Source organism: Amycolatopsis pithecellobii, assembly GCF_009707865.1.
Taxonomy (GTDB): domain Bacteria; phylum Actinomycetota; class Actinomycetes; order Mycobacteriales; family Pseudonocardiaceae; genus Amycolatopsis_E; species Amycolatopsis_E pithecellobii.
Genome location: NZ_WMBA01000006.1, coordinates 1 through 24,300, shown reverse-complemented (window position 1 = coordinate 24,300; position 24,300 = coordinate 1). Strand labels below are relative to the sequence as shown.

Genomic DNA, 24,300 nt, shown 5'->3' with positions numbered 1-24,300 from the left:
GGCCATGTCAAGCGTTGTCGCCGCCCTGCCCGCGGCTCGAGGACCGTTGTCCGAAGCGATCATCGGGTCGTTTCACCGTGACGAGCGTGGCGAGTTCCCCGAGCTGGGTGAGGTCGGCGACGCCGACCCGTTCGGCGAGGACGTGCAGCTGGCGCTGTACCTGTGCTACGAGCTGCACTACCAGGGGCTGGCCGGCGTCGACCCGGACTGGGAATGGGACCCTGAGCTGCTGCGGCTGCGCGCGGCGATGGAGCGGTCGTTCCTGGCCGGACTCCGTGCGGCGGTGGCCGGCGGTGAGGACGTCGAGAGCGAACTCGATGAGTTGCTCGTCGAACCCGTCGACGGCAACGGCCTCAGCCATTTTCTCGCCGGCCAGGGTGAATGGTGGCACCTGCGCGAGTACTTCGTGCACCGCTCCGTCTACCACCTGAAGGAAGCCGATCCCCACGCATGGGTCATCCCGCGCCTGCGTGGCCGGGCCAAGGCGGCGCTCGTCGCGGTCGAGTTCGACGAGTTCGGCGGCGGCCGGGGCGACCGGGTGCACGCGCGGCTCTATGCGGACCTGATGGAGGCCGCGGGTCTCGATGCCGGCTACCTGCATTACCTCGACCGCGCGCCGGCGAGCATGCTCGCGGTGGTCAACCTGATGTCGCTGTTCGGCCTGCACCGCCGGTTGCGCGGGGCGCTCGTGGGGCATTTCGCCGCCGCGGAGATCACGACCGCGCCGAGCGCGATCCGGCTGGAGCACGCACTGACCCGGCTCGGTGCACCCGCGGCCTGCACCCGGTTCTTCACCGAACACATCGAGGCCGACGCGGTGCACGAGCAGATCATGCGGCACGACGTGATCGGCGGCCTGCTCACCGACGAACCCGAGCTGGCCGCTGACGTGGTATTCGGCATCCAGGCGACGAACGTCGTCGAGGCCCGCTTCACCGCGGATGTGTTGTCCGCCTGGCACTCGGGCGATTCCTCGTTGCGCTAACGGCGGCGTTTGCGGTGGCTGGTATCGCAGAAGGGATACCGCTTGCTGCGGCGGCACACGCAGACGGCCACCACGAAACGGTCGGAGGAAACCGTGGTGCCGTCGGGCAAAGTCAACTCCACCGGACCTTCCACGAGGACCGGCCCGCCCGGATCGATGCGGACCCGGCGGCGCTCAGCGTTCGATGCGGTCGGCACGGATCACCACCAGTTCCTCGGTCCGTTCACCCGGCGCGATGAGCCCCGCGTCTTCCAGATACGCGGCGCGTTCCCGCAGCACCGGGCCGAAGGGTTCCACCGCGCGTGCCACGACTGAGGTCTTCAACCCGTTGTCCCGCAACGATTCCACGGTCTGTCCCACCCCGCACAACGCCGAGTGCACGATGAGCATCGTGCCTCCCACGGTGAGCAGATCGGGCGCGCGTTCACACAGCTGGTCCAGGTAGTGCCGCCCGTCCGGCCCTGCGTCCCAGGCCATCGAGGCCCCGTACGGCGGTTCGGGCGCGACGCACGGCACGTACGGCGGGTTCGCGGTGACCAGGTCGAACCGCTCGGTCACCGACGTGAGATCCCCGTGCCGCACCTGGATCGGCAGTCCGCGTACCCGCGCGTTGAACCGGGCGCTCAGCACTGCGGGGAGGTACCGGTCCACGGCGGTCACCCGCCGGGCACGGCGCGCCGCGGCGATCGCCGCGATCCCGGACCCGGTGTAGAGGTCCAGCGCGCGAGCCCGGTGCCCGAGCCCGGCGTCCCGCAAGCCGTCGAGCAGTAACCGGGTGTCGGCCTGCGGGCGGTAGACACCGGGAAGTCTCAGCAACCACACGGGGTTACTGGTACCTCCGTATCGGCCGGGCAAACATCAGCATGGGACGGGAGAAATAACCTCGTCGTGACCGCCGTTACACCCACCATGGGCAACGACAGCCGAGGTCGCGTACGCACGGAACGAGGCGCCAAACGGGTACGGGTGCTCTTCGGCGGCAAGATCATCGCCGACACCATCCGGCCGTTACTGGTGTGGGAGATCCCGTACTACCCGGCCTACTACCTTCCGCGAGAAGACTTCGCCCCGGGCGTGCTCGAGCCTTCGGGGGAAACTCACCACACCCCGAGCCGTGGCGACGCCAAGGTTTCGACCGTCCGCGTCGGCGAGCGCGCGGCCGAGCTGGCCGCCGACGAGTACGAGGACTCGCCGCTCACCGAACTGAACGGCCACGTGCGGCTGGACTTCGCGAAGATGGACGCCTGGTTCGAGGAGGAAGAGGAGATCTTCGTCCACCCCCGCGACCCGCACAAACGCGTCGACATCCTCGCCAGCTCCCGGCACGTGCGGATCGAGATCGACGGCGTCACCGTCGCCGAAACGCGCAACCCGCACCTGCTGTTCGAGACCGGTCTGCCGACCCGGTACTACCTGCCGAAGACCGACATCCGCCTCGACCTCATCGAACCGAGTGACACGATCACACGCTGCCCGTACAAGGGTGAAGCGGAGTACTACTCGGTGCGCGTCGGGGACAAGCTGCACGAGGACATCGTCTGGTACTACCGGGCGCCGTTCCCGGAAAGCCAGAAGGTGCAGGGGCTCGTCGCGTTCTACGACGAGAAGGTGGACGTGTTCGTCGACGGTGTGCACCAGGAACGCCCGAAGACGCCGTTCAGCTGAGAGGGCTTACGCTCACCCCATGCAGGACCGCCTCTACTTCCGTCAGCTGTTGTCCGGTCGTGACTTCGCCGTCGGTGACCCGGTCGCCACCCAGATGGTCAACTTCGCTTATCTGATCGGCGATCGCGAGACGCGGGAAGCGGTCGTGGTCGACCCCGCCTACGCGGTCGGTGATCTGCTGGACGTGCTGGCGGCCGACGAGATGCGCCTGGCCGGGGTGCTCGCGACGCACCATCATCCCGATCACGTGGGCGGGAGCATGATGGGCTTCACACTGGCCGGGCTCGCCGAGCTGCTCGCCCGTGAAGCCGTGCCGGTGCACGTGAACCGGAACGAGGCCGAGTGGGTCCAGCGGGTCACCGGGCTGTCCGCGACCGACCTGACCAGCCACGACCACGACGATGTGGTGCACGTCGGGGAGATCCCGATCCGGCTCCTGCACACGCCCGGTCACACCCCCGGCAGCCAGTGCTTCCTGCTCGGTGACCGCCTCGTCGCGGGCGACACGTTGTTCCTCGAAGGCTGTGGCCGCACCGATTTCCCCGGCGGGGACGCGGAAGCGATGTATCACAGCCTGCGTGCGCTGGCGGAGCTTCCCGGCGATCCCGTGGTGTTTCCCGGGCACCAGTACTCGTCCGAGCCCTCGGCAGCGCTGTCTTCCGTGCGGCGCAACAACTTCGTGTATCGCCCGACCTCACTCGAAGAGTGGAAGACCCTGTTCGCCTAACCGCGAGTCGAACGTTACGTGCGCGCGAGTCGAACGTTACGTGCGCGCGAGTTGCACGTTCGCTGCGCGCGAGTTGCACGTTGCGTGCGACCGCTAGAGCCAGTCGGCCGCGACGTTCGCCGCCAGCCGCTCCAGCAGCGCGGCCGTGTCGGTCATGCAACGGTCCACATCGGACTCGATGTCGGTCAGCCCGTAGCCGGCGGCAAACCCGTTCTGCTGCAAGGTTTCCTGATCGAGCGTGACCCGGCCTGCCATCGCGACCACCGGTATTCCCTTGGCCAGCATGGCGATCCCGGCCGGACCCTTGCCGCGCAGGGTCTGCTCGTCGAACGAACCTTCGCCGGTGATCACCAGATCCGTGCCGGGCAGCTGGTCGGCGAAGCCGGTCATCTCCAGCACGACGTCGATGCCAGGCCGGAAGGTGGCGCCGAGGATCGCGAGCGCGGCGAACCCCGTGCCACCCGCGGCACCGGCACCCGGCGCGTCCACCATGCCGGAGCCCACCACGTCGGCGAAATGCGCGAGCGCCCGGTCGAGCAGCGCGACGTCCTCCGGTGACGCCCCCTTCTGCGGCCCGTACACCGCGGCCGCGCCGTGCTCGCCGAGCAGCGGGTTGTCCACGTCGCTCGCGACCACGATCTCCGGGCGGCGCATGGCCGAGAAATCGACCGTCGCCAGCTCGATCAAAGCCTTACCGCCCAACGGAATCTCCGTGCGGTTCGCGTCCAGCAACCGGGCGCCGAGCCCGCGCAACAGTCCGGCACCGCCGTCGGTGCTCGCGCTGCCGCCGAGCCCGAGCACGATGCGGGTGCACCCGTCGTCGAGCGCCCGCGCGATCAGTTCGCCGACCCCGAGCGTGTTCGCGGTCAGTGGCGCCGGCTCACGCATCATGCTCAGCCCGGACACCATCGCGAGCTCGACGACAGCCGTGTCGTCCCGGCGCGCGTATCCCGTTCGGACGGGTTCTCCGGTCGGCCCGGTCGCCTCGGCCGGCACGTACTCGAACCCGGCGGCGACGGCGGCCGCCACCGTACCGTCCCCGCCATCCGCGATCGGCGAGGTCACCGTCTCGACATCCGGTTTCACCCGCCGCAGCCCGGCCGCGATCGCGTCGGCGACCTGCTCGGCGGGCAGGCTTCCCTTGAACTTGTCCGGGGCGATGAGGACTTTGGGCACGCCAGGCAGGTTAGACCTGTGCGCCGTTGCTCGGATCCGCGCCGTCCGGCGGCCCCTGTTTGACCCGGAGCAGCAGCAACGCGATCGCCGTGGCCAGCGCCAGGATGCCCAGCGGGGTGCCCAGCGACGCGCTGATCCCGACCAGCCCCGGTGCGATCAGCAGGAACAGCCCCACCAGGAAGAACAGCAGCACGATGAACGCACCTTTGCCGGGCCGCGGCAGGGGCGGGGGCTCTGGCGGGACGTAGTGCTCCTCGTCGTCCGCCGGCTCGTCACCGAACATGGTGTCGTCCCACGCCGGGCCACCGATGCGCCACGGCGGGTCGACCGGTTCCGGCTCGGCCGGAGGCGCCTTGTCCGACTTCTCGGCCCTGTCCGCCTTGTCCGCTCGCGGCTCGGCCGGTTCGTCGACGAACTCACCGACGCCCTCCGCGCGCAGGTCGGCGACGATCGCCGCGAAAGTGGCGTCCACGTCCTCCGGGTCGGTGCCGTGCGAGCTCATCGGGGTCCCACCTGCTCCTGTGCGAACTGCACGCTGCGCTCGAAGATCAGCGGAGCGTCATTGTCGAGCGTAGCCACGTGGAAGCTGTTCTCCAGCACCACCTCGGTGACGTTTTCACTGCGCACCCCGGCCAGCACGAGCCGGGCGTTGACAGGTTCCACGACGTGATCGGCACGGGAGCGGAACAGCAGCAACGGTTGCGTCACCTTCCCCAGGTCGGCCCGCACGACGCGCCACAGCTGGGCGAGGCTCGCGGCCGCCCGCACCGGCGTGCGCGGATACGCCAGCTCCGTCACGCCGGGCTTGGCGATGTCGTTGGCGATCGCGGGCACCGACGGCAGTATCCGCGCCAGCACGGGCAGCAGCTTCGCGTCCCGTCGCAACGTGGTCACCGACGGGTTGACCAGGATCAGGCCCGCGATCTGCTCACCGAAGTCCTGCGCGAGACGCAGCGCGAGCGTGCCGCCCATGGACAGCCCGAACACGAACACCGATTCGCACTGCTCGCGCAGCGCGAGCAGTTCCGTGCGCACGCAGCCGTACCAGTCGGGCCAGTTGGTGCGGTTGAGTTCCGGCCACGTCGTGCCGTGGCCGGGCAGCAGCGGGCAGCGGACCGTGTAGTCACGCTCGGCCAGGTACTCGCCCCATGGCCGCATGCTCTGCGGCGTGCTGGTGAACCCGTGGCAGAGCAACACCCCGGCCGCGACCGATCCGGTGTGCGAGAACGGTTCGGCACCGGCGAGCACGGGCATGATCACCGCCTCTTGTCTTCGACCCTGATCCGGTCCATCGTCGCACGCGGGGCCGGATGGCGACATGCCCCAGGCGCCTGTGACATCCCACGGCGGACGTTGTGCTCGGGCGGTGACAGTTCGTACCCTTGGCGGGCACGGGTCGGGCAGGTTGGGGAGGGGCGGGTCTTTCGTGCTGTACCGGTTGCTCAAATGGGTGCTGCTCGGTCCCTTGCTGCGGGTGCTGTGGCCGACGAAAGTCACCGGCACCGAGCACATCCCCGCCACCGGCGGTGCCATCCTGGCCAGCAACCACCTCGCGGTGGCCGACTCGTTCTTCATGCCGCTGCGCGTGTCCCGGCGGGTCACCTTCCCGGCCAAATCGGAGTACTTCACCGAGAAGGGCGTCAAGGGCCGGCTGAAGAAGTGGTTCTTCACCGGAGTAGGGCAGATCCCGATCGACCGTTCCGGTGGCACCGCGGCACAGGCCGCGCTGGACACCGCGATCCGCCTGCTGCGTGAGGGGCACCTGCTCGGCATCTACCCGGAAGGCACCCGCTCGCCGGACGGCAGGTTGCACAAGGGCAAGACCGGGGTCGCCCGGATCGCGCTGGAGGCCAGGGTGCCGGTGATCCCGGTGGCGATGATCGGCACCGACAAGGTCAATCCGATCGGCTCGAAGATGTGGCGCCCGCGCCGGCTGGAGATCCGTTTCGGTGCCCCGCTGGACTTTTCGCGGTACTACGGCCTGCAGGGCGACCGGTTCGTCGAGCGGTCGATCACCGACGAGATCATGTACGCGTTGATGGAGCTGTCGGGCAAGGACTACGTCGACATCTACGCGGCGCGGGCGAAGGAGCTGCTGGCGGCGGAGGCCGCGGGGGTGGAGGCGGCGGTGCCGCCGCAGGCGACCGGGGCGGACCGGGTCCCGGACACGAAGGTCGGTTGAGGCCCGCTTACTGACGAGCAGGTCCGCTGCGGACCGTGTCCGCCTACGTTCGGTCGGATCGGTAAAGTGCTCCGGTGCGGTTTTTCTACGACACCGAGTTCATCGAGGACGGCGTGACGATCGATCTTGTTTCGATCGGTGTCGTGGACGAGAAGGGCCGGGAGTTCTACGCGGTATCGACCGACTTCGACCCGGCCAAGGCAGGTCCGTGGGTGCGCGACCACGTGCTGCCGAAGCTGCCCTCGCCGGCCGACCCCGCGTGGCGCAGCCGCGAGCAGATCCGGGCCGCGTTGCTGGACTTCTTCGGCAGGCCACCGGGCGGCATCGAACTGTGGGCCTGGTACGCCGCCTATGACCACGTCGCGCTGGCGCAGCTGTGGGGCCCGATGCCGGCGCTGCCCCGGCAGCTGCCGCGGTTCACCCGTGATCTGCGCCAGCGCTGGGAGGATGCGGGCAAGCCGAAGCTGCCCGCCCCACCCGCCGACGCCCACGACGCCCTCGCCGACGCACGGCACAACCTCGAACGCTGGCGCGTGATCGAGGCACAACGCGCCCGCATCTGACCGCCGGAGTTCCGTCCGCCCGTCTGTCGCGCCCCGGCTACCGGCGCGTGACCGCCTCCGCGAGGTCGTCCAGCAGATCCGCGGTAGTGGTCCAGTCCATGCAGGCGTCGGTGATGGACTGCCCGTAGGTCAGCTCCGCGGCCTGGCCAAGGACCAGATCCTGACGCCCGGCTTCGAGGAAGCTCTCCAGCATCACCCCGACGATGCCGCGCTCGCCGTCGCCGATGCGTCCGGCAAGATCACGGACGACGGCCGCCTGCCGCATGTGGTCCTTGCCGCTGTTGCCGTGCGAGGCATCGATGATCACTCGCTCCGGCAGACCGCTCGCCCTCAGCCGCGCGAGGGTGTCCCGCACCGTCGCCGGGTCGTAGTTCGGGCCGGCGCTGTGGCCGCGCAGGATGACATGGCAGTCCGGGTTGCCCGACGTGGTGATCAGCGCGGCGAGACCGTCGGTGTTGATACCGGGGAACACGTGACTCGCCGCGGCGGCGCGCGTGGCGTCCACCGCGACCTGCACATCGCCCTCGGTCGAGTTCTTGATCCCGACCGGCATCGACAGCGCGCTGCACAGCTGCCGGTGCACCTGACTCGCCGCGGTCCGCGCGCCGACCGACCCCCAGCTCACGGTGTCGGCGATGAACTGCGGGGTGATCGGGTCGAGGAACTCGCACCCGACCGGCAGCCCCAGCGCGGAGATGTCGAGCAGCAGCTTGCGCGCCATCCGCAGTCCCTGGTTGACCGCGTAGCTGCCGTCGAGCGCCGGGTCGTTGATGAGCCCCTTCCAGCCCAGCGTCGTGCGCGGTTTTTCGAAGTACACGCGCATGATCACGTGCAGCTGGTCGCGCAGCGCGTCGGCCTTCTCGGCGAGCCGGATCGCGTAGTCGACGGCCGCTTCGGGGTCGTGCACCGAGCACGGACCGACTACGACCAGCAGCCGCTCGTCGGTGCCGTTCAGGATGTCGGTGGTCGCGGCGCGGCCTGCCGCGACGGTCTTCGTGACCTTGGCATCCATCGGATGTTCCTGCCGGAGCAGGGCAGGGGAGATCAGCGGGCTGATGCCCACGGTGCGCTGGTTGTCCAATGATTCCAGCGGTTCCGCGGGGCCTGCGGCGATCGGCATGACGGGTTCGATCCTTTCGTGACCGGCCCGCGTCGCACCCGAGCCGGTCGTGTTCCGGCTCAAGGGTGGAGGTTCAGCGCGCGGCGATCTCGCCGGCTGGCCCACCCAGGGCCGGCCCGCTAAACCAGAAATACCGCTGCACGAACGCGACCCTACCAAAGGCGCTGACCGCTTGACCGATCAAGGCCAACCCCGGCTACCCTGACGGCCACAAGTGTGACGCAGAACAATCTTCGAAAGGCTGGTTCCCATGCGAGTGGGGGTGCTGACCGGTGGCGGCGACTGCCCCGGGCTGAACGCGGTGATCCGGGCGGTGGTCCGCAAGGGGATCGAGACCAACGGCTGGGACGTCGTCGGGTTCCGCAGTGGCTGGCGTGGCCCGATGACCGGTGAGAGCAGGCCGCTCGGGCTGGCCGACGTCGAGGAGATCCTCACCCGCGGCGGCACGATCCTCGGCTCCTCGCGCACCAACCCGTACAAGGAGGACGGCGGCGTCGACCGGATCAGGGCGACGCTCGCCGAGCAGAAGATCGACGCACTGATCGCGATCGGCGGCGAGGACACCCTCGGGGTCGCCAAGAAGCTGACCGACGACGGTATCGGGGTCGTCGGGGTGCCCAAGACGATCGACAACGACCTCGCGGCCACCGACTACACGTTCGGCTTCGACACCGCGGTGCACATCGCGACCGAGGCGATCGACCGGCTGCGCACCACCGCCGAATCGCACTACCGCGCCATCGTGGTCGAGGTGATGGGCCGGCACGCGGGCTGGATCGCGCTGCACTCGGGGCTGGCCGGTGGTGCGAACGTGATCCTGGTACCGGAGCGGCCGTTCTCCGTCGACCAGGTCGTCGAATGGGTGGAGCGCCGGTTCGAGCGGATGTACGCGCCGATCATCGTGGTCGCCGAGGGTGCGCTGCCCGAGGGTGGCGCGGAAATGCTGACCAGCGGCGAAAAAGACGCGTTCGGGCACGTCCGGCTCGGCGGTATCGGCACCTGGCTTGCCGACGAGATCGCGGCGCGCACCGGCAAGGAGTCGCGTGCGGTGGTGCTCGGGCACGTCCAGCGTGGTGGCACGCCGACGGCGTACGACCGGGTGCTCGCGACGCGCTTCGGTCTGCACGCGGTGGATGCCGTCACCGATGGCGACTTCGGGGTCATGGTCGCGTTGCGGGGCACGGACATCGTGCGCGTCAAGCTCGCCGAGGCGACCGCCGAGCTGAAAACGGTGCCGGCGGAGCGCTACGAAGAAGCCGAGGTCTTTTTCGGCTGAGCCGGCTGCCCGGACATCGGCTGCTACTTTCGTCGGGAATAGTGGACTAGACCATTGAATTGATGGTCTAGTCCACTTACCGTGCTGTTCGTCCCTTCTGTCCAGGGTCGGGGAGAAAGCATGTTCCGGAATCGAAAGTGGGACACCGTCGCGGGCGCGCTCGCCGCGGTGCTGATGACCATCACGTTCACGCCACCGGCCGCCACTGCCGCCCCCGTGGGAAAAGTGGTCGGCTATTTCACCGAATGGGGCGTGTACGACCGCAATTATCATGTGAAGAACGTCGAGACGAGCGGCACGGCGGGGAAACTGACGCACATCAACTACGCCTTCGGCAACGTGACGAACGGCCAGTGCGTCATCGGCGACCCCTACGCCGCCTATGACAAGGCCTACACCGCGGACACCAGCGTCGACGGCGTCCCCGACACGTGGGACAACGGGGCGTTGCGCGGGAACTTCGGTCAGCTCAAGCGATTGAAGGCGATGCATCCCGGGTTGAAGGTGATCTATTCCTTCGGCGGCTGGAACTGGTCCGGTGGTTTCCCGCAAGCGGCGCAGAACCCGGCCGCATTCGCGGATTCCTGCTACAACCTGCTGCACGATCCGCGCTGGGCGGGCGTGTTCGACGGGATCGACATCGACTGGGAATACCCCAATGCCTGCGGGCTTTCCTGTGACACCAGCGGTACGTCCGCGTTCACGAACCTGATGTCCGCGTTGCGCTCGCGGTTCGGCAACGAGCTGGTGACCGCCGCGATCACCGCCGACGGCACGTCCGGCGGCAAGATCGACGCGGCTGATTACGGCGGCGCGGCCCAGTATGCCGACTGGTACAACGTGATGACCTATGACTATTTCGGCGGCTTCGATCCGGACGGGCCGACTGCACCGCACTCGCCGTTGACGTCCTACAACGGCATTCCCACCGCCGGGTTCTACGCCGACGCCGCGATTCAGAAGCTCAAGTCGAAGGGGGTACCCGCGAACAAACTGTTGCTGGGGATCGGTTTCTACGGGCGCGGCTGGACCGGTGTCACGCAGTCCGCGCCGGGCGGCGCCGCGACTGGCCCGGCGCCGGGCAAATACGAAGCAGGGATCGAAGATTACAAGCTGCTGACCACCCGCTGCCCGGTGACCGGCACGATCGCCGGCACCGCGTATGCGTTCTGCGGCAACGAATGGTGGAGCTACGACACGCCGAGCACGATCGGCGGCAAGATCGGGTACGCGCGTGAACAGGGTCTCGGCGGTGCCTTCGTCTGGGAGCTGTCCGGTGACACCCCGGGCGGTGAGCTGATCACCGCGGTCACCGGCTGAACACGACTTCGGGGGCGGCGAAGTTCGCCGCCCCCGAAGCGCACGTGGTCAGGCAGGTGGTTCCTGCGGCGGGGGCTCCGGCGGCGGCTCCTGCTCACCGGGCTGGTGGGTGAAGCCCTTCGCCTTCTCCGCGGCCTGGTCGATCTGGTCGCCGTGCTCACCCCACTTCGACTTCGCCGCGTCGGCGGCCTTGTCGATGCCCTGGTCGGCCTGGTCGGGGTGCTTGCCCATGGCTTCCTTCGCCTTGTCGAACAAGTTCACGGTGATTCCCTCCTCTGGACACTTCGGACTCCCAAGGCCCTTCCCGTCGCAGTCGCGAGGCAAACGGTCCATCACTCTTGTCGGTGACGGTGGCTATCGTCTGACGCGTGACGTTCGCGGGATTCGGAGAACACGCGGTCGAGTTCTACGACGGGTTGCTCGCCGACAATTCGAAGCCGTACTGGGAAGACAACCTGTCGATCTACCGCGAGCACGTGCGCGCCCCGATGGAGGCGCTGCTGGCCGAGCTGACCCCGGAATTCGCGCCGGACTTCGGTGAGGGCAAGGTCTTCCGGCCGCATCGCGATGTCCGGTTCGCCCGCAAAGACACAGTCAAGAGTCGATATAAAACCCACTGCGGCGCGGTGATCGAGCAGGGCCGCGGCGGTGGCGCCTATTACGTCGAGCTGTCGTCGGGCGGTCTGCGGGTCGGTGGCGGTTGTTTCCACCTCCAGTCCGATCAGCTGGCGCGGTTCCGGCAGGCCGTCGACACCGACATCCACGGCAGGGCGCTCGAGCGAATTCTCGGCAAACTCCGCAAAGCGGGCTGGCAGATCGCGGGCGACACCTTGCGCACCAGGCCGCGCGGATTCGCCGAGGACCACCCGCGTCTCGACCTGCTCAAGCACCGCTCGCTGTACGCGGTCCGCACCTGGGAACCCGACGACACGCTGCACGAACGCGCGTGCCTGGACCGGGTGCGCAAGGCGTGGCGGCAGGTGCGGGAGTTCAACGAATGGGCACGCGACCACGTCGGGGTGAGTGAAAACCCCAGGCGCTGACTCGATCTCGGGATCGGTAAAGACGAATGGGCGGCGAAGGACTACGCTTTCCACCGTGAGCCGACGCGCGAAGATCGTTTGTACGATGGGTCCCGCCACCGCGACCGCGGACAAAGTGCGGGCTCTCGTCGATGCCGGGATGGACGTGGCCCGGATGAATTTCAGCCACGGCAGCCACGGCGATCACAAGCAGGTGTTCGACATGGTGCGCGAAGCCGCCGCCGCGACCGGGCGCGCCGTGGGCATCCTGGCCGACCTGCAGGGCCCGAAGATCCGCCTCGGCACGTTCGCCGGCGGGCCGGTCGAGTGGCGCACGGGAGACATCGTGCGCATCACCGTGGAGGACGTCGCGGGCACCCATGACCGCGTGTCCACCACCTACAAGGGCCTCGCCAAGGACGCCAAGCCCGGTGACCGGCTGCTCGTCGACGATGGCAACGTCGGCCTGGTCGTGAAGGACGTCGAGGGCCCCGACGTGGTCTGCGAGGTCACCGAGGGCGGTCCCGTCAGCAACAACAAGGGCGTCTCGCTGCCGGGCATGGACGTGTCCGTGCCCGCGATGTCGGACAAGGACATCGAGGACCTGGAGTTCGCGCTGGAGCTCGGCGTGGACTTCGTGGCGCTGTCCTTCGTCCGCTCGCCCGCCGACATCGACCTGGTGCACCAGGTGATGGACCGGCTCGGCAAGCCGCGGGTGCCGGTGATCGCGAAGCTCGAGAAGCCCGAAGCGGTCTACAACCTCGAGGCGATCGTGCTCGCGTTCGACGGGGTCATGGTCGCCCGCGGTGACCTGGGGGTCGAGCTCCCGCTGGAGCAGGTGCCGCTGGTGCAGAAGCGCGCGATCCAGATCGCGCGGGAAAACGCCAAGCCGGTCATCGTGGCCACCCAGATGCTCGACTCGATGATCAACAACTCTCGCCCGACCCGGGCCGAGGCCTCCGACGTCGCCAACGCGGTGCTCGACGGCACCGACGCGGTGATGCTCTCCGGCGAGACCAGCGTCGGCCGCTACCCGATCGAAACGGTGCGCACGATGGGCCGGATCGTGGAGGCCGTCGAGACGGATTCGCCCACCGTGCCGCCGCTTTCGCATGTCCCGCGGACCAAGCGGGGCGTCATCTCCTACGCGGCGCGGGACATCGGCGAGCGGCTCAACGCCAAGGCACTGGTCGCGTTCACCCAGTCCGGGGACACGGTGCGCCGGCTGGCCCGGCTGCACACCCGGCTGCCGCTGCTCGCGTTCACCCCCGAGGAGTGCGTGCGCAGTCAGCTGTCCATGACCTGGGGCACCGTGACGTACCTGGTGCCGAAGGTCGACTCGACGGACAAGATGATCGAGCAGGTCGACCGCGCGATGCTGGAGATGGAGCGCTACCAGCCCGGTGACCTGGTGGTCATCGTCGCCGGCTCGCCGCCCGGCACGATCGGTACGACAAATCTCATACGGGTGCACCGCCTGGGCGAAGACGATCACGCATAACGCCAGCCCCTCGCCCGACCACCGCCCCTCATCGACGCGCTGCGCGCGACTGTAGGTTCTCGATATGACAGACCTGGCGAAAGACGCCGCGGCACGGTTGGCGGCCGAGGAGGGCGCCGGTGGGCAGCAGGTGCTCGATCACCTGGTCGACCTGCTGGACCTGGAACAGATCGAGGAGAACATCTTCCGCGGCGTGAGCCCGGCCGCATCGCCTGTTCGGGTGTTCGGTGGCCAGGTCGCGGGCCAGGCGCTCGTCGCCGCCGGACGCACCGTGCCGACGGAACGCAAGGTGCACTCCCTGCATGCCTACTTCATCCGGCCCGGTGACCCGAGCATCCCGATCGTCTACGAGGTCGACCGCACCCGCGACGGCCGGTCGTTCACGACCCGGCGCGCGGTCGCGATCCAGCGCGGCAAGGCGATCTTCGCGTTGTCCGCGTCGTTCCAGCAGCCGGAGCCGGGCCTCGATCACGCCGACCACATGCCGGACGTGCCCGCTCCCGAGACACTGCCGACGTTCGCCGAACGCATCCGTGGCTTCCCTGGGCTGAGCGGCGCTCGTACGCGACCGCGGCCGATCGATATCCGCTACATCAACGACCCGCCGTGGATGACCCGCGAGACCGGCGCCGCCACCGGGCGCAACCAGGTCTGGATGCGTGCCGACGGCAGCCTTCCCGACGAGGACCTGCTGCACGTCTGCGTGCTGACCTACGCCTCGGACATGACGCTGCTCGACTCCCCGCTCGCCCGGCACGGGGTCTACTGGGAACTCGATTCGGTCAGCGGCGCCAGCCTCGATCATGCGCTGTGGTTCCACCGCCCGTTCCGCGCGGACGAATGGTTTCTCTACGACACGGAGTCGCCATCGGCGTCCGGCGGGCGCGGCCTGGCCACCGGCCGCTTCTTCGCCGCTGACGGCACGCTCATCGCGACCGTCGTGCAGGAGGGCCTGCTGCGCGTGTCGTGACCTCAGCTCACCGAATGCAGGTGAGTGGCGCGATGACGGCGGCGCTGCAGTGGCACGGCCGTTTCCGCGTTGCCGAGTCGTAGCTGCACCGCGAGATACGCGCGGCACGGCAGCCGGTTGTGGCGCCGGAACGGCAGCCACGCGGATTTCGGGTGACAGACCGGGCAGTGGCCGTGCTCGTCGGGTTCGTGCGCGGCCAGCACCGAGCGCAATGCCTGTACGAGCAACGGGATCTCCTGCCGGGAAAGCTCCGCTGCCCGGCGGGGATCGCGCCGGCCGGCGGCACGGGCAAGATCGTCGAGGCGCTGGTGCACCGACGTCCGGAGCCCTCCGTCGAGTGGATTGCCGTCGTACACGCCGCCTCCTGTGAATTCGTCCGCCGGGACGCTACTGATTTCCCGGAAGCGAACGCAGGACGCTACCTTACAACCGCAAACTGCAATTTGCAGTAGGCCATTCTGGCGAAACTAACCCGGACGAGGAGGTCACCCTCGCTTCCCTGGGAGAATCGGCTGCTTAGATGTAGTAACGGCGCTGAGAAACGACCGGAGAATGGGCGACGGCCAACGCGGAGGTGCACCAGTGAAACGGGGTCAGGGTCCCACCATTCGGCGCAGGCGGCTCGCGAGCGAGTTGCGCCGGTTACGGGAAGCGGCCGATCTGACCATCGACGAGGTGGGCGAAAAGCTCGAATGCTCCGCCTCGAAGGTGAGCCGGATCGAAACGGGACATGTCGGGGTCACCCCGCGTGATGCCCGGGACATGCTGGAGCTGTACGGGCTCACCGGTGACGAACGGGAAGCGCTCGTCCAGCTCGCCAGGGAAGCCCGTAAACCGGGTTGGTGGCATGCCTACAAGGAAGTCTTCACGGGCACCTTCGTCGGGCTCGAGGCCGATGCCAGCTCGTTGCGTGCTTTCCAGGCGCTGATCGTGCCCGGTCTGTTGCAGACCGAGCCTTATGCCCGGGAGGTGATCCGGGCAATGCGCCCGGATTCGGAGGAATCGGAAGTGGAACGTCGCGTTGCCGCCAGGGTGGCGCGCCAGCAATTGCTGTCCGATCCGACCCCGCCGGACTACTGGGCGGTGATCGACGAGGCCGTTTTGCACCGGATGGTCGGGGGGCCGGAAGTGATGGGACAGCAGGCGAAACGACTCCTCGAAGTCGGGCAGTCGCCCCATGTGACCATTCAGGTCGTGCCTTTCGGCGCGGGCGCCCATCCCGGCATGGAAGGCCCGTTTCTGATCCTCGGTTTTCCCGAACAGGCCGATCAGGACGTGGTCTATGTGGACAGTACGTCCGGCGGTTTCTTTCTGGAACTACCCCCCGATGTCCGGCGCTATTCGCTCATGTTCGATCATCTGCGTGCAGCGGCGTTGAAACCGGACGACTCACTGGCACTGATCGCCGAAGCCGCGGAACGATATTGAGCCGGATAAAGCACCGCGTGAAAAGTGAGGAGCGGGGAGATATGGCGAAAGTCGAATATTCCGAGGGAACCTGGCGCAAGAGCAGCTACAGCGGCGGCGGCAACGACTGCGTCGAGGTCGCGCTGTTCACCGGGCACGTCGGGGTCCGCGACTCGAAGAACCCGGACGCGGGCGCGCTGAGCGTTTCCCCGTCGGGCTGGCGCGGTCTCCTGCATGCCGTCGGCCGCAACTGAGTGCGCTCCGCACCGACCCCTTACACCGCTGAGCTGGACCCCTGCGGAGTAAGGGGTCTTTTGCTGTCCGGGACGGCGTGGAATGCCGATGCCGGACCGGCCCCCTCAGGACGACTCTGACGTTCGCAGGAACCGATGAGTGGAAAGAGGGGAGTTCCCATGCACGGCAGCTGGCTCTACGACGTGGTGCGGGCCGAGGTGGCGTACCGGACCGAAGAGATCTACAGGTCATGGCCGGCCGAGCCGAAGCGGCGGCGCCGGCTGCTGGGCCGAAGAAGCCCGGAAATACACGTGCCGAGACAGCGGGGCCCGAGCGCGGACGAGTCGACAGTCGCCGAGGCTCGGGCGGGGTAAGGGGCCGGAATCTCGCCCGCGGCGAAAACCGTTCCGAAACTGTCGGAGGGGTAGGCCAGAATGCGACTTGTGCCTCGTTTGGGTTCCGGTATTCCCTTGGTCGCGCGTGGGGACGAGATGCGGCGTCTACGCGCCGGCTTTGCGCGTGCCGAACACGGTGAGGCCGGAGCGGTACTGGTCGCCGGGGACGCGGGCGTGGGCAAGACGAGGCTGCTCGCGGAGCTGGCCGAGTTCGCCACGGCGCGCGGCGCGCTGGTGCTGACCGGCCGCTGTCTCGATGTGCGTGAAGGCGGCTTGCCGTACCTTCCGTTCGCCGAGGCGCTCGGGCCGCTGGCCACCGCGGACGACGCGGCGGTCGGGGCCGCGGTGCGGATCCGCCCGGCGCTGGCCCGGCTGCTGCCGCTGGCCCAGCCAGGGCCGGTGGCCACTGCCGAGCACATGTCGGCCGGTTCCGAGCGGGACATGGCGTACCGGTTGCGCCCGGAGCAGGACCTGGGGCAGCTGCAGCTGTTCGACGCGGTACTCGGGGTGCTGACCGAGATCGCCGAGCACCGCCCGGTGCTGCTGGTACTGGAGGATCTGCACTGGGCCGACGGCTCCACCCGGAACCTGTTGTCCTTCCTGCTTTCCCGCCTCCGCGGGCAGCGGTTGCTCGTGGTGGCGAGCTACCGCGGGGAGGACGTGTACCGCCGGCATCCGTTGCGGGGCCTGCTCGTCGAGCTGGTCCGGCTGCCCGCCGTCGCGCAGATCGAGCTGCATCCCTTGAAGGACGCCGATGCGCGCGCGTTCGTCGAGGCGCTCGCGGACGGTCCGCTGGCGCCGGAGTTGGTCACCAGCGTGGTCGAGCGCTCCGAGGGCAACCCGTTCTTCGCGGAGGAACTGCTGGCCTCGTGCAGCGACTGCGTCGACCTCCCGGCCGGGCTCGCCGAGGTGCTGCTGGCGCGACTGGAACGGCTCACGTCCGATGCGCAGCGGGTGCTGCGGGTGATCGCGGTGGCGGGCGAGTCGGTGGCGCACGCGGCACTGGCCGAGGTGTCCGGGCTGGGGGAGGACGAACTCGACGAGGCATTGCGGGAGGCGGTGCAGTATCACGCCCTGGTGGTCGAAAAGGGCGCGTACACGTTCCGGCACGCGCTCCTGCAGGAGGCGGTGTACGGCGATCTGCTGCCCGGTGAGCGCACCCGGATGCACGCGGCGTACGCGGCGCGGATCCGGCGCACCCCGCAGGGCCGCGGGCACGACGCCAAGCTGGCCTACCACAGTTTGCAGAGCCGCGATCTCACCGCGGCGCTGCCCGCTCTGCTGCGGGCCGCGGAGGAGGCGGAACGGCTCGGCGCGCCCGGCGCCGCGCTGCGGCATGTCGAGCAGGCACTGGAGATCTGGGACGCGGTCCCGCCCGACGCGCGCCCGCCCGATTTCGACGAGCTGCGGTTACTGCACGAGGCCTCGTATTTCGCCGGCACGTCGGGGGAGCCGGAGCGCGCGATCGCCTATGCCCGGTCGGCTGTTGAGGCGCTGAGCACGGACACCGACGTGGTGCGGGCGAGCAAAACATGGCGCCGGCTGGCCGAGTCGCTGATGAACGTCGAGAGCGAGAGCGGTGGTGCGCTCGACGCGATCAACCGGGCGTGGGATCTCATCGAAGCGACCGAGTCGAGCAAGACCCGTGCGTGGGTGCTCGCGACCAGGGCGGCCATCCTGCGCAGTTTCGATCGCCATGGGGAGTCGCTGGTCAGCGCGCGGACAGCGGTCGAGGACGCGCGGGCAGCCGGCACGGCGGGCGCGGAGGCTTCGGCGCTGATCACCGTCGGCGCGCTGGCCGACAACGCCGGTGACTTCGCCGAGGCACGCGCCCGGCTGACCGAAGCGGCACGCAAGGCCCGTGACGCGACCGCGCCGAGTGTCGAACTGCGGGCACTGTGCTTCCTCGGGTACAGCTATGACGATCAAGGCGAGCTCCCGGAAGCGATCGATGTGTTCGAGCGCGGGATCAAGCGGGCCGAAGAGACCGGGATGACGTGGAGCGCGTACGGGCTCGAGTTGCGGGCGCGGCATCTCTCGCTCCAGTACCAGCGCGGGAACTGGCCGGCGGAATCCGTCACCGCGGCGCCGGCGCGTGGCGTGTCCAGCGTGCTGACGGCGCGGATGACCGCGACCTGGCTGCCGGTCGTGGTGTCGCGGGGCGGGTTCGCCACGGCGGGGAAGTTGCTGGCGGAGCTTCGCACGCACTGGCGGGCCGAGCCGCTGACCGCGATCGCCGCCGGTGGCGCGGGTGCGGAGCTGGCGTACTGGCAGGGTGATCACGAGACGGCGATCCGGCGCGCCGCGGAGGCGATGGATTATCTCGACGCGCTCGATCCCGCGTACCGGTTGAGCGGGATCCGGCTCGGCGCGGGGGCGCTCGCCGCCGCGGTCGCCAGGGCCGCCGCGGCGCGCCGGCGCGGGGAGCCGGCCGATGTCGAAGGGGGAGCGCAGCTCATCGAGCGGGTGCGGCGGGCGGCCGCGACGGGCAGGCCACGGTCGGGTTCGCTCGGGCCGGAGGGGCAGGCCTGGCTGGCGCGCGCCGAAGCGATCGCGAGCGGGTTGCCGGGTGCGCCGGATCCGGCGCTGTGGGCGGAGGCGGTCGAGAAGTTCGGCTATGGGCCGGTGTACGAGCAGGCGGTGTGCCGGTGGCAGTACGCGGAGGCGCTGCTGACGGTGGGGGAGCCGGAGCAGGCGGCCGCGGAGTTGAAGCAGGCACACGAAACGGCGGAAAAGCTGCGCGCACTACCTCTGCGCGACGCGGTGCGTGAGGTGGCGCGCCGGGCGCGGATCGAGCTGCCGGGCGTGCCGGCGGCGGCGCTGCCGGAGCGGGTGGACCCGCTGACGGAACGGGAGCGGGCGGTCCTCGAGCGCGTGGCGCTGGGCCGGACGAACCGGCAAGTGGGAGAGGAGCTGTACATCAGTGAGAAGACGGTGAGCGTGCACCTGTCTCGCGTGATGGCGAAGCTGGGCGCCACCCGCCGCACCGAAGCGGTGGCGATCGCCTATGAGCGGGGCCTCCTCGTGCGTGCTTGAGCCTGACGGCGGCGTTCGACGTCGGCGGTGATCTTGCGTTCCGCGCACAAGTCGAGCAGCGACGCTGCCACCGGAGCTGAGCTTTTTGCGCCAGATCAACGCCGGGCGCTCCCACGCGAGAGCGTGCGACGCGCCCTGACCCGCTCACGCGAACAGGGGATTCTCGTCATCAGAGCCCACCGTGGCGTCATGCTCGGCGGCGTCCCGTGTCTCACGAGTGACCGGGGCCGGCCCGAGTGAGGGCCGGGCCGGGCCCGGTCAGTTCGTCGCTTCGACGGCCATTCGCTTCCACTCCTCCAGCAGTCGCTTGCGCCGCGCCGGGGCGCCGCCCAGTTCCGCGTCCAGCGCGAGCCCGCGGGCGAGATTCACCGTCAACCAGAACAGGTTTTCGACCTGCTCCGCGGGCAGGTCGTCGGTGAGGGACCGGATGCCCGCCAGCGCCGCGCGGCCCATCGCGCGGTCGACCGGCCGGATCGCGACGCGCAGAGCCGGGTCGGTCCGGGCGGCGATCCACAGCTCCGTCGCCGCCGCCGCGAGTGCGCCGGAATAGCCCGACCACAGCAGATCGACCGCGGCGGGAATGGCTTCCACGCCCCGGGGCAGCTTGCCGAGCGAGTCGGTGAGCGCGGTCATCCGCTTCGTCGTCAGATGCTCGACCGCCGCGGCCATCAGCTCGGCCTTGTCCGAGAAATGGTGCTGTACCGCGCCTTTGGAGACGCCGGCCCGTGCGCAGATCTCCTGCATCGAGGCGCGCGCGTACCCGAGTTCGATCAGGCACTCGATCGTCGCGTCGAGCAGCGCCGTCCTCGTCTGCTCGCGCCGCTCTGCCTGGGTGCGGTGCCCTCGGGGCTCGACCACGGCCACCTCCTCAATGTACATTCTGGTCAGAACTTACCTTCCGCACGTAATGTTTTCCAGGAGGTCCGCATCGTGCCACTGCCGACACCGAACAGCGCATGGGGCGGCCAGCTGGCCGATTTCCGTGAACTGGCAAGGACTTTCTGCCAGCGGGAGCTCGTTCCGAACGCGGCGCGCTGGAGCGAGCAGAAACACGTCGAACGCGAACTGTGGACCAAGGCCGGCGAGGTGGGACTGCTCGCGTTGTCGATACCCGAGGAGTACGGCGGCGGTGGCGGCACGTTCGCACACGAGGCCGTGCTCTACGAGGAGCAGGCGCGTGCCGGAGACAGTGCGTGGGGCGTGGCCGTGCACAACGGCATCGTCGCGCACTACCTGCTCGCCTACGCGAACGAAGACAAGAAAAAGGAGTGGCTGCCCAAGCTCGCGAGCGGGGAGATGGTGGCCGCGATCGGGATGACCGAGCCGGGCACCGGATCGGACCTGCAGGGCATCAAGACCCGCGCCGTCCGTGACGGTGACGAGTACGTCATCAACGGCGCCAAGACGTTCATCACCAACGGCGGGCTCGCCGACCTCATCGTGCTCGCCGTGAAGACCGACCCCGACGCCGGTGCGCACGGTGTTTCGCTGGTCGCGGTCCCGGCGGACACCCCGGGCTTCCGCCGTGGCCGGTTGCTCGACAAGGTCGGGCTCAAGGGGCAGGACACCGCGGAACTGTTCTTCGACGATGTTCGCGTGCCCGTGGCGAACCTGCTCGGCGACGCCGAGGGGCAGGGCTTCGTCCAGATGATGCAGCAGCTGCCGCAGGAACGGCTCATCATCGCCGTCACCGCGGTCGCCGGGATGGAGGCGGCGATCGAGCGAACTCTTGCCTACACCAAGGAGCGCACCGCGTTCGGCCGTCCGGTCTTCTCGTTCCAGAACACCAAGTTCACCCTCGCCGAGGCGGCCACGGAAGCGGCCGTCGCCCGCGCGTTCCTCGACCAGTGCATCGAACGGCATCTGCGGGGCGAGCTCGACGTGCAGGGCGCGGCCATGGTGAAACTGTGGACCACCGAGCGGGTCAACAAGGTCGTCGACGATTGCCTGCAGCTGTTCGGCGGCTACGGCTATATGACCGAGTACCCGATCGCGCGGGCGTGGGCCGACGCCAGGATCAACCGGATCTTCGGCGGTACCAGCGAGATCATGAAGGAGATCATCTCCCGCACGCTCTGAGCGCCATCCGCCGCTTGCGGCTCGCAAATCCCGTTACCGGCGCGGTTTCCGGCATGTCCCGCACGGGGCAGCGAGCGGCGAAAGCTACCCTGGGCCGTACACGGAGAGTCAAGGGTGGCCGCCGAACAGGTGAAGGCCTGTCGGAAAGCTCGCTCGTTGGGCAGGATGACGGGTGTCCCGGGCGGCGGCCCGCGAAACGATCGGGGGAGCGGATGTCGGCGAACGCGAAGAAGATCGTCGTCGTCGCTGTCGTCGCGCTCGTCCTGTTCTTCTTGATCAGCAGGCCAACCCAGTCGGCCGACGTCGTGCACAGGGCGCTCGGCTGGCTGCAGGACGGCGCCGAGGCGATCGTGACGTTCGTGCGAGCCCTTTTCTCCTGACCCGACACTGAGCCTGCCGGCGCCGCCGAACGCGGTGCCGGCCTTTGGTGCGCCCTCGGCAACGTGATCACGGAAAGTCACAACGTGGGAAATATGAGGCGATGGATTCGACCATCCGGGTGGATCAAGCCATTGAAGGCCCTGGTCGTCGAATTCGTGGGCCGCAGGGTCTGGCGCAGCGGTGGGAACTGCCTCTACGGTGCTCACATTGCGTGACCAGCTGGTTCTGGCCCGCTCGATCGCTCGATCATCACAACTTGTCGTTGGGGCACAAGGAGGCAGGGATGACCGGAGATCCCGGAGTTGATGCGGTTATTCGGCAGTGGGCGGCTGAACGTGAGCAGACGGCCGAAGAGCAGGAGATCGACCGGATCGCGTCCGCGTGGCTCGCCGACGTACCGCAGCAGGCGCCCGGGATTCCCGGTCAGCGCGCCAGGTCCGGAGCCCGTGGCTGGGCGCCGGTCGAATCCGCCGACCCGGACTACCTCGACGCGATGCGCGAGCGGCTCCCCGGGGTTCCGCACGAGCTGCTCGTCGCCGCCGCGGGATGGTGGCAGATGATCGGCGACGTGACCGAGGCCGCGAAGTGGTGGGACGCCGGGATCAGCCCGCTGGACCAGCGCGCGCTCGACTACCGCGCCGCCGGCCTCACCCCGGGCGACCTGAGCCGTCGCCTCGGCCCGATGACCGTGCTGCAGCACCTGCGCCGCGGCAGCGCGCCCGCGTGGTGCGTCGCCCGCCTCGCCCGGCAGCAGCGCGCGAGCTAGGTTCCCACCCGCATTGATAACCCGCCCGTAACGTGGGTTTCCGTATGGTCGTTGGACATACGGACACCCGGCGGAGGGCAGGATTCTTGGGCACCGAGCAGATCGAGCAGGAAACCGCTCCTGTGCCCGCCGAACCACGCAAGCGCCCAGCCGGGCTGGCCGCGCTGGGCAGGCTCGGGATCATGGTGGTGGTCCTCGCGATGACCGGTGCCGCGGTGTTCGTGATGACGAGGGTCAGCACACCCGCGCCCAGCCGGACCACCACTGATATCCCGGCGCTGTCGGTGCAGGCGGCCGACGTCGCACCGGGGTCCACGGCTCCGGTCAACGCCACGGTCGCGGGCGCGCCGGTGGCCGACCCGCAACCGCAGCAGCGGCCCCAGCAGCAAGGCAAGGACCTGCTGTCGGTGTGGGCGGGCAAGGTTTCCGACGTGACGGGCATCCCGGCCCGCGCGCTGATCGCCTACGGCAACGCCGAACTGGCCGTGCGCGAGAGCCAGCCCGGGTGCCGGATCTCCTGGGCCACCATCGCCGGGATCGGCCGCATCGAGTCGAACCACGGCCAGTACGGCGGCGCGGTCCTGCAGGCGAACGGGTACCCGTCGAAGCCGATCGTCGGCGTGCCGCTCGACGGTTCCGCCGGGGTCAAGGCGATCGGGGATACCGATGGCGGCCGCTTCGACGGTGACCCGGGTTTCGACCGCGCGGTCGGGCCGATGCAGTTCATCCCCGGCACCTGGGCGAAATGGGGCGGCGGATACGACCCGCAGCAGATCGACGCGGCCGCGCTCGCCGCCGCGAAGTACCTGTGCGCGGGCGGGCGTGACATGTCGGCCCCGGCCGGTTGGTGGCAGGGCATCCTGTCGTACAACAACTCGGTCGAATACGCGCAGAAGGTGTTCGGCCTCGCCGACTCCTACGCCAAGGCCGCGCAGGTGGTCAAGGTCTCGTGAAGTGCGGCGAGTGCTAGCGTCGAAGGCGTGTCAGCCGGGTTCCTCACGCCACGCCGTGTCTCGATCGGGGTGTTGTGCCTGCTCAGCCTGATCGTGTGCTGCGGGCTGGCGTGGTGGCAGTGGAACCGGTTCGAATCGGCCACCGGAACCTTCCAGAACCTGGGGTACGTCCTGCAGTGGCCGCTGTTCGGCCTGTTCCCGGCGTTCATGGTGCTGCGCATCCGCAAACTGCGCCGCGAGGCCGCGGCCGCGAAACCCGCGGCGCCTCCGCAACCTCGCCGCGTCGCGCAGGTACCCAAGCCGCGCCCCGCCGTCCCGGTCGCGGACGACGACGATGAGCTGGCGGCCTACAACCGCTACCTCGCCGAACTGTACGAGCGAGACCAACAGGAACACTGAAAGGGAGTGGTTTCTCAGCGGCGAAGGCGCTCACCACGCCGTCAGCTCGCACCGAAGCGGGTTCTGAGGTGGTCGCTGGCGGAGGGCAGCGCCGACGTGGTGAGGACACCGCCACGCGAAGCGTGTCCGCCAGGGGCTGGTGG

Annotated in this window: 28 protein-coding genes; 19 read left to right on the top strand and 9 right to left on the bottom strand. The window is 69.0% G+C overall.

Going from position 1 to position 24,300, the window contains the following annotated elements:
* Window positions 1-4 precede the first annotated feature (4 nt).
* Complete coding sequence (locus GKO32_RS05850; RefSeq protein ID WP_154755758.1) at window positions 5-985, top strand: iron-containing redox enzyme family protein; 981 nt, start codon at window positions 5-7, stop codon at window positions 983-985.
* On the opposite strand, the gene GKO32_RS05845 is transcribed toward GKO32_RS05850, so the two are convergent.
* The gene (locus GKO32_RS05845) at window positions 982-1,182 is read right to left on the bottom strand and encodes a CDGSH iron-sulfur domain-containing protein (RefSeq protein ID WP_312867545.1); all 201 of its coding nucleotides are present in this window, start codon (window positions 1,180-1,182) and stop codon (window positions 982-984) included. The genes GKO32_RS05850 and GKO32_RS05845 overlap by 4 nt on opposite strands.
* Window positions 1,160-1,807 (bottom strand): HemK2/MTQ2 family protein methyltransferase, encoded by a 648-nt coding sequence (locus GKO32_RS05840; protein ID WP_312867544.1) that lies wholly within the window; start codon window positions 1,805-1,807, stop codon window positions 1,160-1,162. Before GKO32_RS05840 ends, GKO32_RS05845 begins: the two co-directional genes overlap by 23 nt.
* 87 nt (window positions 1,808-1,894) lie before the next feature.
* On the opposite strand from GKO32_RS05840, the gene GKO32_RS05835 reads away from it, so the two are divergent.
* Both GKO32_RS05835 and GKO32_RS05830 read left to right on the top strand, forming a co-directional pair.
* Window positions 1,895-2,650 (top strand): DUF427 domain-containing protein, encoded by a 756-nt coding sequence (locus GKO32_RS05835; RefSeq protein WP_154755865.1) that lies wholly within the window; start codon window positions 1,895-1,897, stop codon window positions 2,648-2,650.
* Window positions 2,651-2,669: 19 nt separating this feature from the next.
* Window positions 2,670-3,377, top strand: coding sequence for an MBL fold metallo-hydrolase (locus tag GKO32_RS05830; protein ID WP_154755757.1), 708 nt, complete (start codon window positions 2,670-2,672; stop codon window positions 3,375-3,377).
* 93 nt (window positions 3,378-3,470) lie between these two features.
* On the opposite strand, the gene GKO32_RS05825 is transcribed toward GKO32_RS05830, so the two are convergent.
* The 3 genes from GKO32_RS05825 to GKO32_RS05815 are packed head-to-tail and all read right to left on the bottom strand — an operon-like array spanning window position 3,471 to window position 5,807.
* A complete protein-coding gene (locus GKO32_RS05825) occupies window positions 3,471-4,553 on the bottom strand; it encodes a glycerate kinase (protein WP_312867543.1) in 1,083 nt (360 codons plus the stop codon).
* A 10-nt stretch (window positions 4,554-4,563) separates the two neighbouring features.
* Window positions 4,564-5,055, bottom strand: coding sequence for a hypothetical protein (locus GKO32_RS05820; RefSeq protein WP_154755755.1), 492 nt, complete (start codon window positions 5,053-5,055; stop codon window positions 4,564-4,566).
* Window positions 5,052-5,807, bottom strand: a complete 756-nt coding sequence (locus GKO32_RS05815) for an alpha/beta hydrolase (protein WP_154755754.1) — start codon at window positions 5,805-5,807, stop codon at window positions 5,052-5,054. The genes GKO32_RS05820 and GKO32_RS05815 overlap by 4 nt, the downstream gene beginning before the upstream one ends.
* A 172-nt stretch (window positions 5,808-5,979) precedes the next feature.
* On the opposite strand from GKO32_RS05815, the gene GKO32_RS05810 reads away from it, so the two are divergent.
* Both GKO32_RS05810 and GKO32_RS05805 read left to right on the top strand, forming a co-directional pair.
* Window positions 5,980-6,735 (top strand): lysophospholipid acyltransferase family protein, encoded by a 756-nt coding sequence (locus GKO32_RS05810; protein WP_312867589.1) that lies wholly within the window; start codon window positions 5,980-5,982, stop codon window positions 6,733-6,735.
* Between the two features lie 74 nt (window positions 6,736-6,809).
* Window positions 6,810-7,298, top strand: coding sequence for a polyadenylate-specific 3'-exoribonuclease AS (locus GKO32_RS05805; RefSeq protein WP_312867542.1), 489 nt, complete (start codon window positions 6,810-6,812; stop codon window positions 7,296-7,298).
* 37 nt (window positions 7,299-7,335) lie between these two features.
* Here GKO32_RS05805 and GKO32_RS05800 read toward each other — a convergent pair whose 3' ends face one another.
* Complete coding sequence (locus GKO32_RS05800; RefSeq protein WP_154755752.1) at window positions 7,336-8,418, bottom strand: 3-deoxy-7-phosphoheptulonate synthase; 1,083 nt, start codon at window positions 8,416-8,418, stop codon at window positions 7,336-7,338.
* 250 nt (window positions 8,419-8,668) lie between these two features.
* Here GKO32_RS05800 and GKO32_RS05795 point away from each other — a divergent pair, with 250 nt between their 5' ends.
* Both GKO32_RS05795 and GKO32_RS05790 read left to right on the top strand, forming a co-directional pair.
* A complete protein-coding gene (locus tag GKO32_RS05795; protein WP_154755751.1) occupies window positions 8,669-9,694 on the top strand; it encodes a 6-phosphofructokinase in 1,026 nt (341 codons plus the stop codon).
* Window positions 9,695-9,814: 120 nt separating this feature from the next.
* A complete protein-coding gene (locus GKO32_RS05790) occupies window positions 9,815-11,014 on the top strand; it encodes a glycoside hydrolase family 18 protein (RefSeq protein ID WP_154755750.1) in 1,200 nt (399 codons plus the stop codon).
* A gap of 48 nt (window positions 11,015-11,062) precedes the next feature.
* On the opposite strand, the gene GKO32_RS38740 is transcribed toward GKO32_RS05790, so the two are convergent.
* Entirely contained in the window at window positions 11,063-11,275 is a 213-nt protein-coding gene (locus tag GKO32_RS38740; protein ID WP_312867541.1) for an antitoxin, read from the bottom strand.
* A 107-nt stretch (window positions 11,276-11,382) separates the two neighbouring features.
* Between GKO32_RS38740 and GKO32_RS05780 the strand changes: the two genes are divergently transcribed.
* From GKO32_RS05780 to GKO32_RS05770, 3 genes are all read left to right on the top strand, one after another.
* The gene (locus tag GKO32_RS05780) at window positions 11,383-12,057 is read left to right on the top strand and encodes a DUF2461 domain-containing protein (RefSeq protein WP_312867540.1); all 675 of its coding nucleotides are present in this window, start codon (window positions 11,383-11,385) and stop codon (window positions 12,055-12,057) included.
* A 55-nt stretch (window positions 12,058-12,112) separates the two neighbouring features.
* A complete protein-coding gene (pyk, locus tag GKO32_RS05775) occupies window positions 12,113-13,537 on the top strand; it encodes a pyruvate kinase (protein ID WP_312867539.1) in 1,425 nt (474 codons plus the stop codon).
* A 64-nt stretch (window positions 13,538-13,601) separates the two neighbouring features.
* Window positions 13,602-14,507, top strand: a complete 906-nt coding sequence (locus GKO32_RS05770) for an acyl-CoA thioesterase (protein ID WP_154755747.1) — start codon at window positions 13,602-13,604, stop codon at window positions 14,505-14,507.
* Between the two features lie 2 nt (window positions 14,508-14,509).
* Here GKO32_RS05770 and GKO32_RS05765 read toward each other — a convergent pair whose 3' ends face one another.
* A complete protein-coding gene (locus GKO32_RS05765) occupies window positions 14,510-14,863 on the bottom strand; it encodes a hypothetical protein (protein ID WP_154755746.1) in 354 nt (117 codons plus the stop codon).
* Window positions 14,864-15,089: 226 nt separating this feature from the next.
* Here GKO32_RS05765 and GKO32_RS05760 point away from each other — a divergent pair, with 226 nt between their 5' ends.
* From GKO32_RS05760 to GKO32_RS05745, 4 genes are all read left to right on the top strand, one after another.
* Window positions 15,090-15,935: a helix-turn-helix domain-containing protein gene (locus GKO32_RS05760; protein ID WP_312867538.1), complete on the top strand. Its 846-nt coding sequence runs from the start codon at window positions 15,090-15,092 to the stop codon at window positions 15,933-15,935.
* A 41-nt stretch (window positions 15,936-15,976) separates the two neighbouring features.
* Entirely contained in the window at window positions 15,977-16,168 is a 192-nt protein-coding gene (locus GKO32_RS05755; RefSeq protein ID WP_154755744.1) for a DUF397 domain-containing protein, read from the top strand.
* Window positions 16,169-16,327: 159 nt separating this feature from the next.
* Entirely contained in the window at window positions 16,328-16,522 is a 195-nt protein-coding gene (locus tag GKO32_RS05750; protein ID WP_154755743.1) for a hypothetical protein, read from the top strand.
* 60 nt (window positions 16,523-16,582) lie between these two features.
* Window positions 16,583-19,579 carry a helix-turn-helix transcriptional regulator gene (locus GKO32_RS05745; RefSeq protein WP_154755742.1) on the top strand — a complete coding sequence of 999 codons (2,997 nt, stop codon included), beginning with the start codon at window positions 16,583-16,585 and terminating at the stop codon, window positions 19,577-19,579.
* Between the two features lie 258 nt (window positions 19,580-19,837).
* Here the strand turns inward: GKO32_RS05745 and GKO32_RS05740 are convergent, their stop codons facing one another.
* Window positions 19,838-20,458: a TetR/AcrR family transcriptional regulator gene (locus GKO32_RS05740; protein WP_154755741.1), complete on the bottom strand. Its 621-nt coding sequence runs from the start codon at window positions 20,456-20,458 to the stop codon at window positions 19,838-19,840.
* Window positions 20,459-20,509: 51 nt separating this feature from the next.
* Here GKO32_RS05740 and GKO32_RS05735 point away from each other — a divergent pair, with 51 nt between their 5' ends.
* From GKO32_RS05735 to GKO32_RS05720, 5 genes are all read left to right on the top strand, one after another.
* Window positions 20,510-21,658: an acyl-CoA dehydrogenase family protein gene (locus GKO32_RS05735; protein ID WP_312867536.1), complete on the top strand. Its 1,149-nt coding sequence runs from the start codon at window positions 20,510-20,512 to the stop codon at window positions 21,656-21,658.
* Between the two features lie 212 nt (window positions 21,659-21,870).
* The gene (locus tag GKO32_RS37900) at window positions 21,871-22,038 is read left to right on the top strand and encodes a hypothetical protein (RefSeq protein WP_166459400.1); all 168 of its coding nucleotides are present in this window, start codon (window positions 21,871-21,873) and stop codon (window positions 22,036-22,038) included.
* Window positions 22,039-22,322: 284 nt separating this feature from the next.
* A complete protein-coding gene (locus GKO32_RS05730; RefSeq protein WP_154755740.1) occupies window positions 22,323-22,805 on the top strand; it encodes a helix-turn-helix transcriptional regulator in 483 nt (160 codons plus the stop codon).
* An 86-nt stretch (window positions 22,806-22,891) separates the two neighbouring features.
* Entirely contained in the window at window positions 22,892-23,758 is an 867-nt protein-coding gene (locus tag GKO32_RS05725) for a lysozyme family protein (RefSeq protein WP_154755739.1), read from the top strand.
* 27 nt (window positions 23,759-23,785) lie between these two features.
* Window positions 23,786-24,157, top strand: coding sequence for a hypothetical protein (locus GKO32_RS05720; protein WP_312867535.1), 372 nt, complete (start codon window positions 23,786-23,788; stop codon window positions 24,155-24,157).
* Window positions 24,158-24,300 lie beyond the last annotated feature (143 nt).

Excerpts from the sequence above, each read along its gene's own strand:
- GKO32_RS05850 (WP_154755758.1), top strand. The coding sequence starts at position 5 with ATGTCAAGCGTTGTCGCCGCCCTGCCCGCGGCTCGAGGACCGTTGTCC.
- GKO32_RS05835 (WP_154755865.1), top strand. The coding sequence starts at position 1,895 with ATGGGCAACGACAGCCGAGGTCGCGTACGCACGGAACGAGGCGCCAAA.
- GKO32_RS05830 (WP_154755757.1), top strand. The coding sequence starts at position 2,670 with ATGCAGGACCGCCTCTACTTCCGTCAGCTGTTGTCCGGTCGTGACTTC.
- GKO32_RS05820 (WP_154755755.1), bottom strand. The coding sequence starts at position 5,055 with ATGAGCTCGCACGGCACCGACCCGGAGGACGTGGACGCCACTTTCGCG.
- GKO32_RS05815 (WP_154755754.1), bottom strand. The coding sequence starts at position 5,807 with ATGCCCGTGCTCGCCGGTGCCGAACCGTTCTCGCACACCGGATCGGTC.
- GKO32_RS05800 (WP_154755752.1), bottom strand. The coding sequence starts at position 8,418 with ATGCCGATCGCCGCAGGCCCCGCGGAACCGCTGGAATCATTGGACAAC.
- GKO32_RS05795 (WP_154755751.1), top strand. The coding sequence starts at position 8,669 with ATGCGAGTGGGGGTGCTGACCGGTGGCGGCGACTGCCCCGGGCTGAAC.
- GKO32_RS05790 (WP_154755750.1), top strand. The coding sequence starts at position 9,815 with ATGTTCCGGAATCGAAAGTGGGACACCGTCGCGGGCGCGCTCGCCGCG.
- GKO32_RS05770 (WP_154755747.1), top strand. The coding sequence starts at position 13,602 with ATGACAGACCTGGCGAAAGACGCCGCGGCACGGTTGGCGGCCGAGGAG.
- GKO32_RS05755 (WP_154755744.1), top strand. The coding sequence starts at position 15,977 with ATGGCGAAAGTCGAATATTCCGAGGGAACCTGGCGCAAGAGCAGCTAC.
- GKO32_RS05750 (WP_154755743.1), top strand. The coding sequence starts at position 16,328 with ATGCACGGCAGCTGGCTCTACGACGTGGTGCGGGCCGAGGTGGCGTAC.
- GKO32_RS05745 (WP_154755742.1), top strand. The coding sequence starts at position 16,583 with ATGCGACTTGTGCCTCGTTTGGGTTCCGGTATTCCCTTGGTCGCGCGT.
- GKO32_RS05740 (WP_154755741.1), bottom strand. The coding sequence starts at position 20,458 with ATGTACATTGAGGAGGTGGCCGTGGTCGAGCCCCGAGGGCACCGCACC.
- GKO32_RS37900 (WP_166459400.1), top strand. The coding sequence starts at position 21,871 with ATGTCGGCGAACGCGAAGAAGATCGTCGTCGTCGCTGTCGTCGCGCTC.
- GKO32_RS05730 (WP_154755740.1), top strand. The coding sequence starts at position 22,323 with ATGACCGGAGATCCCGGAGTTGATGCGGTTATTCGGCAGTGGGCGGCT.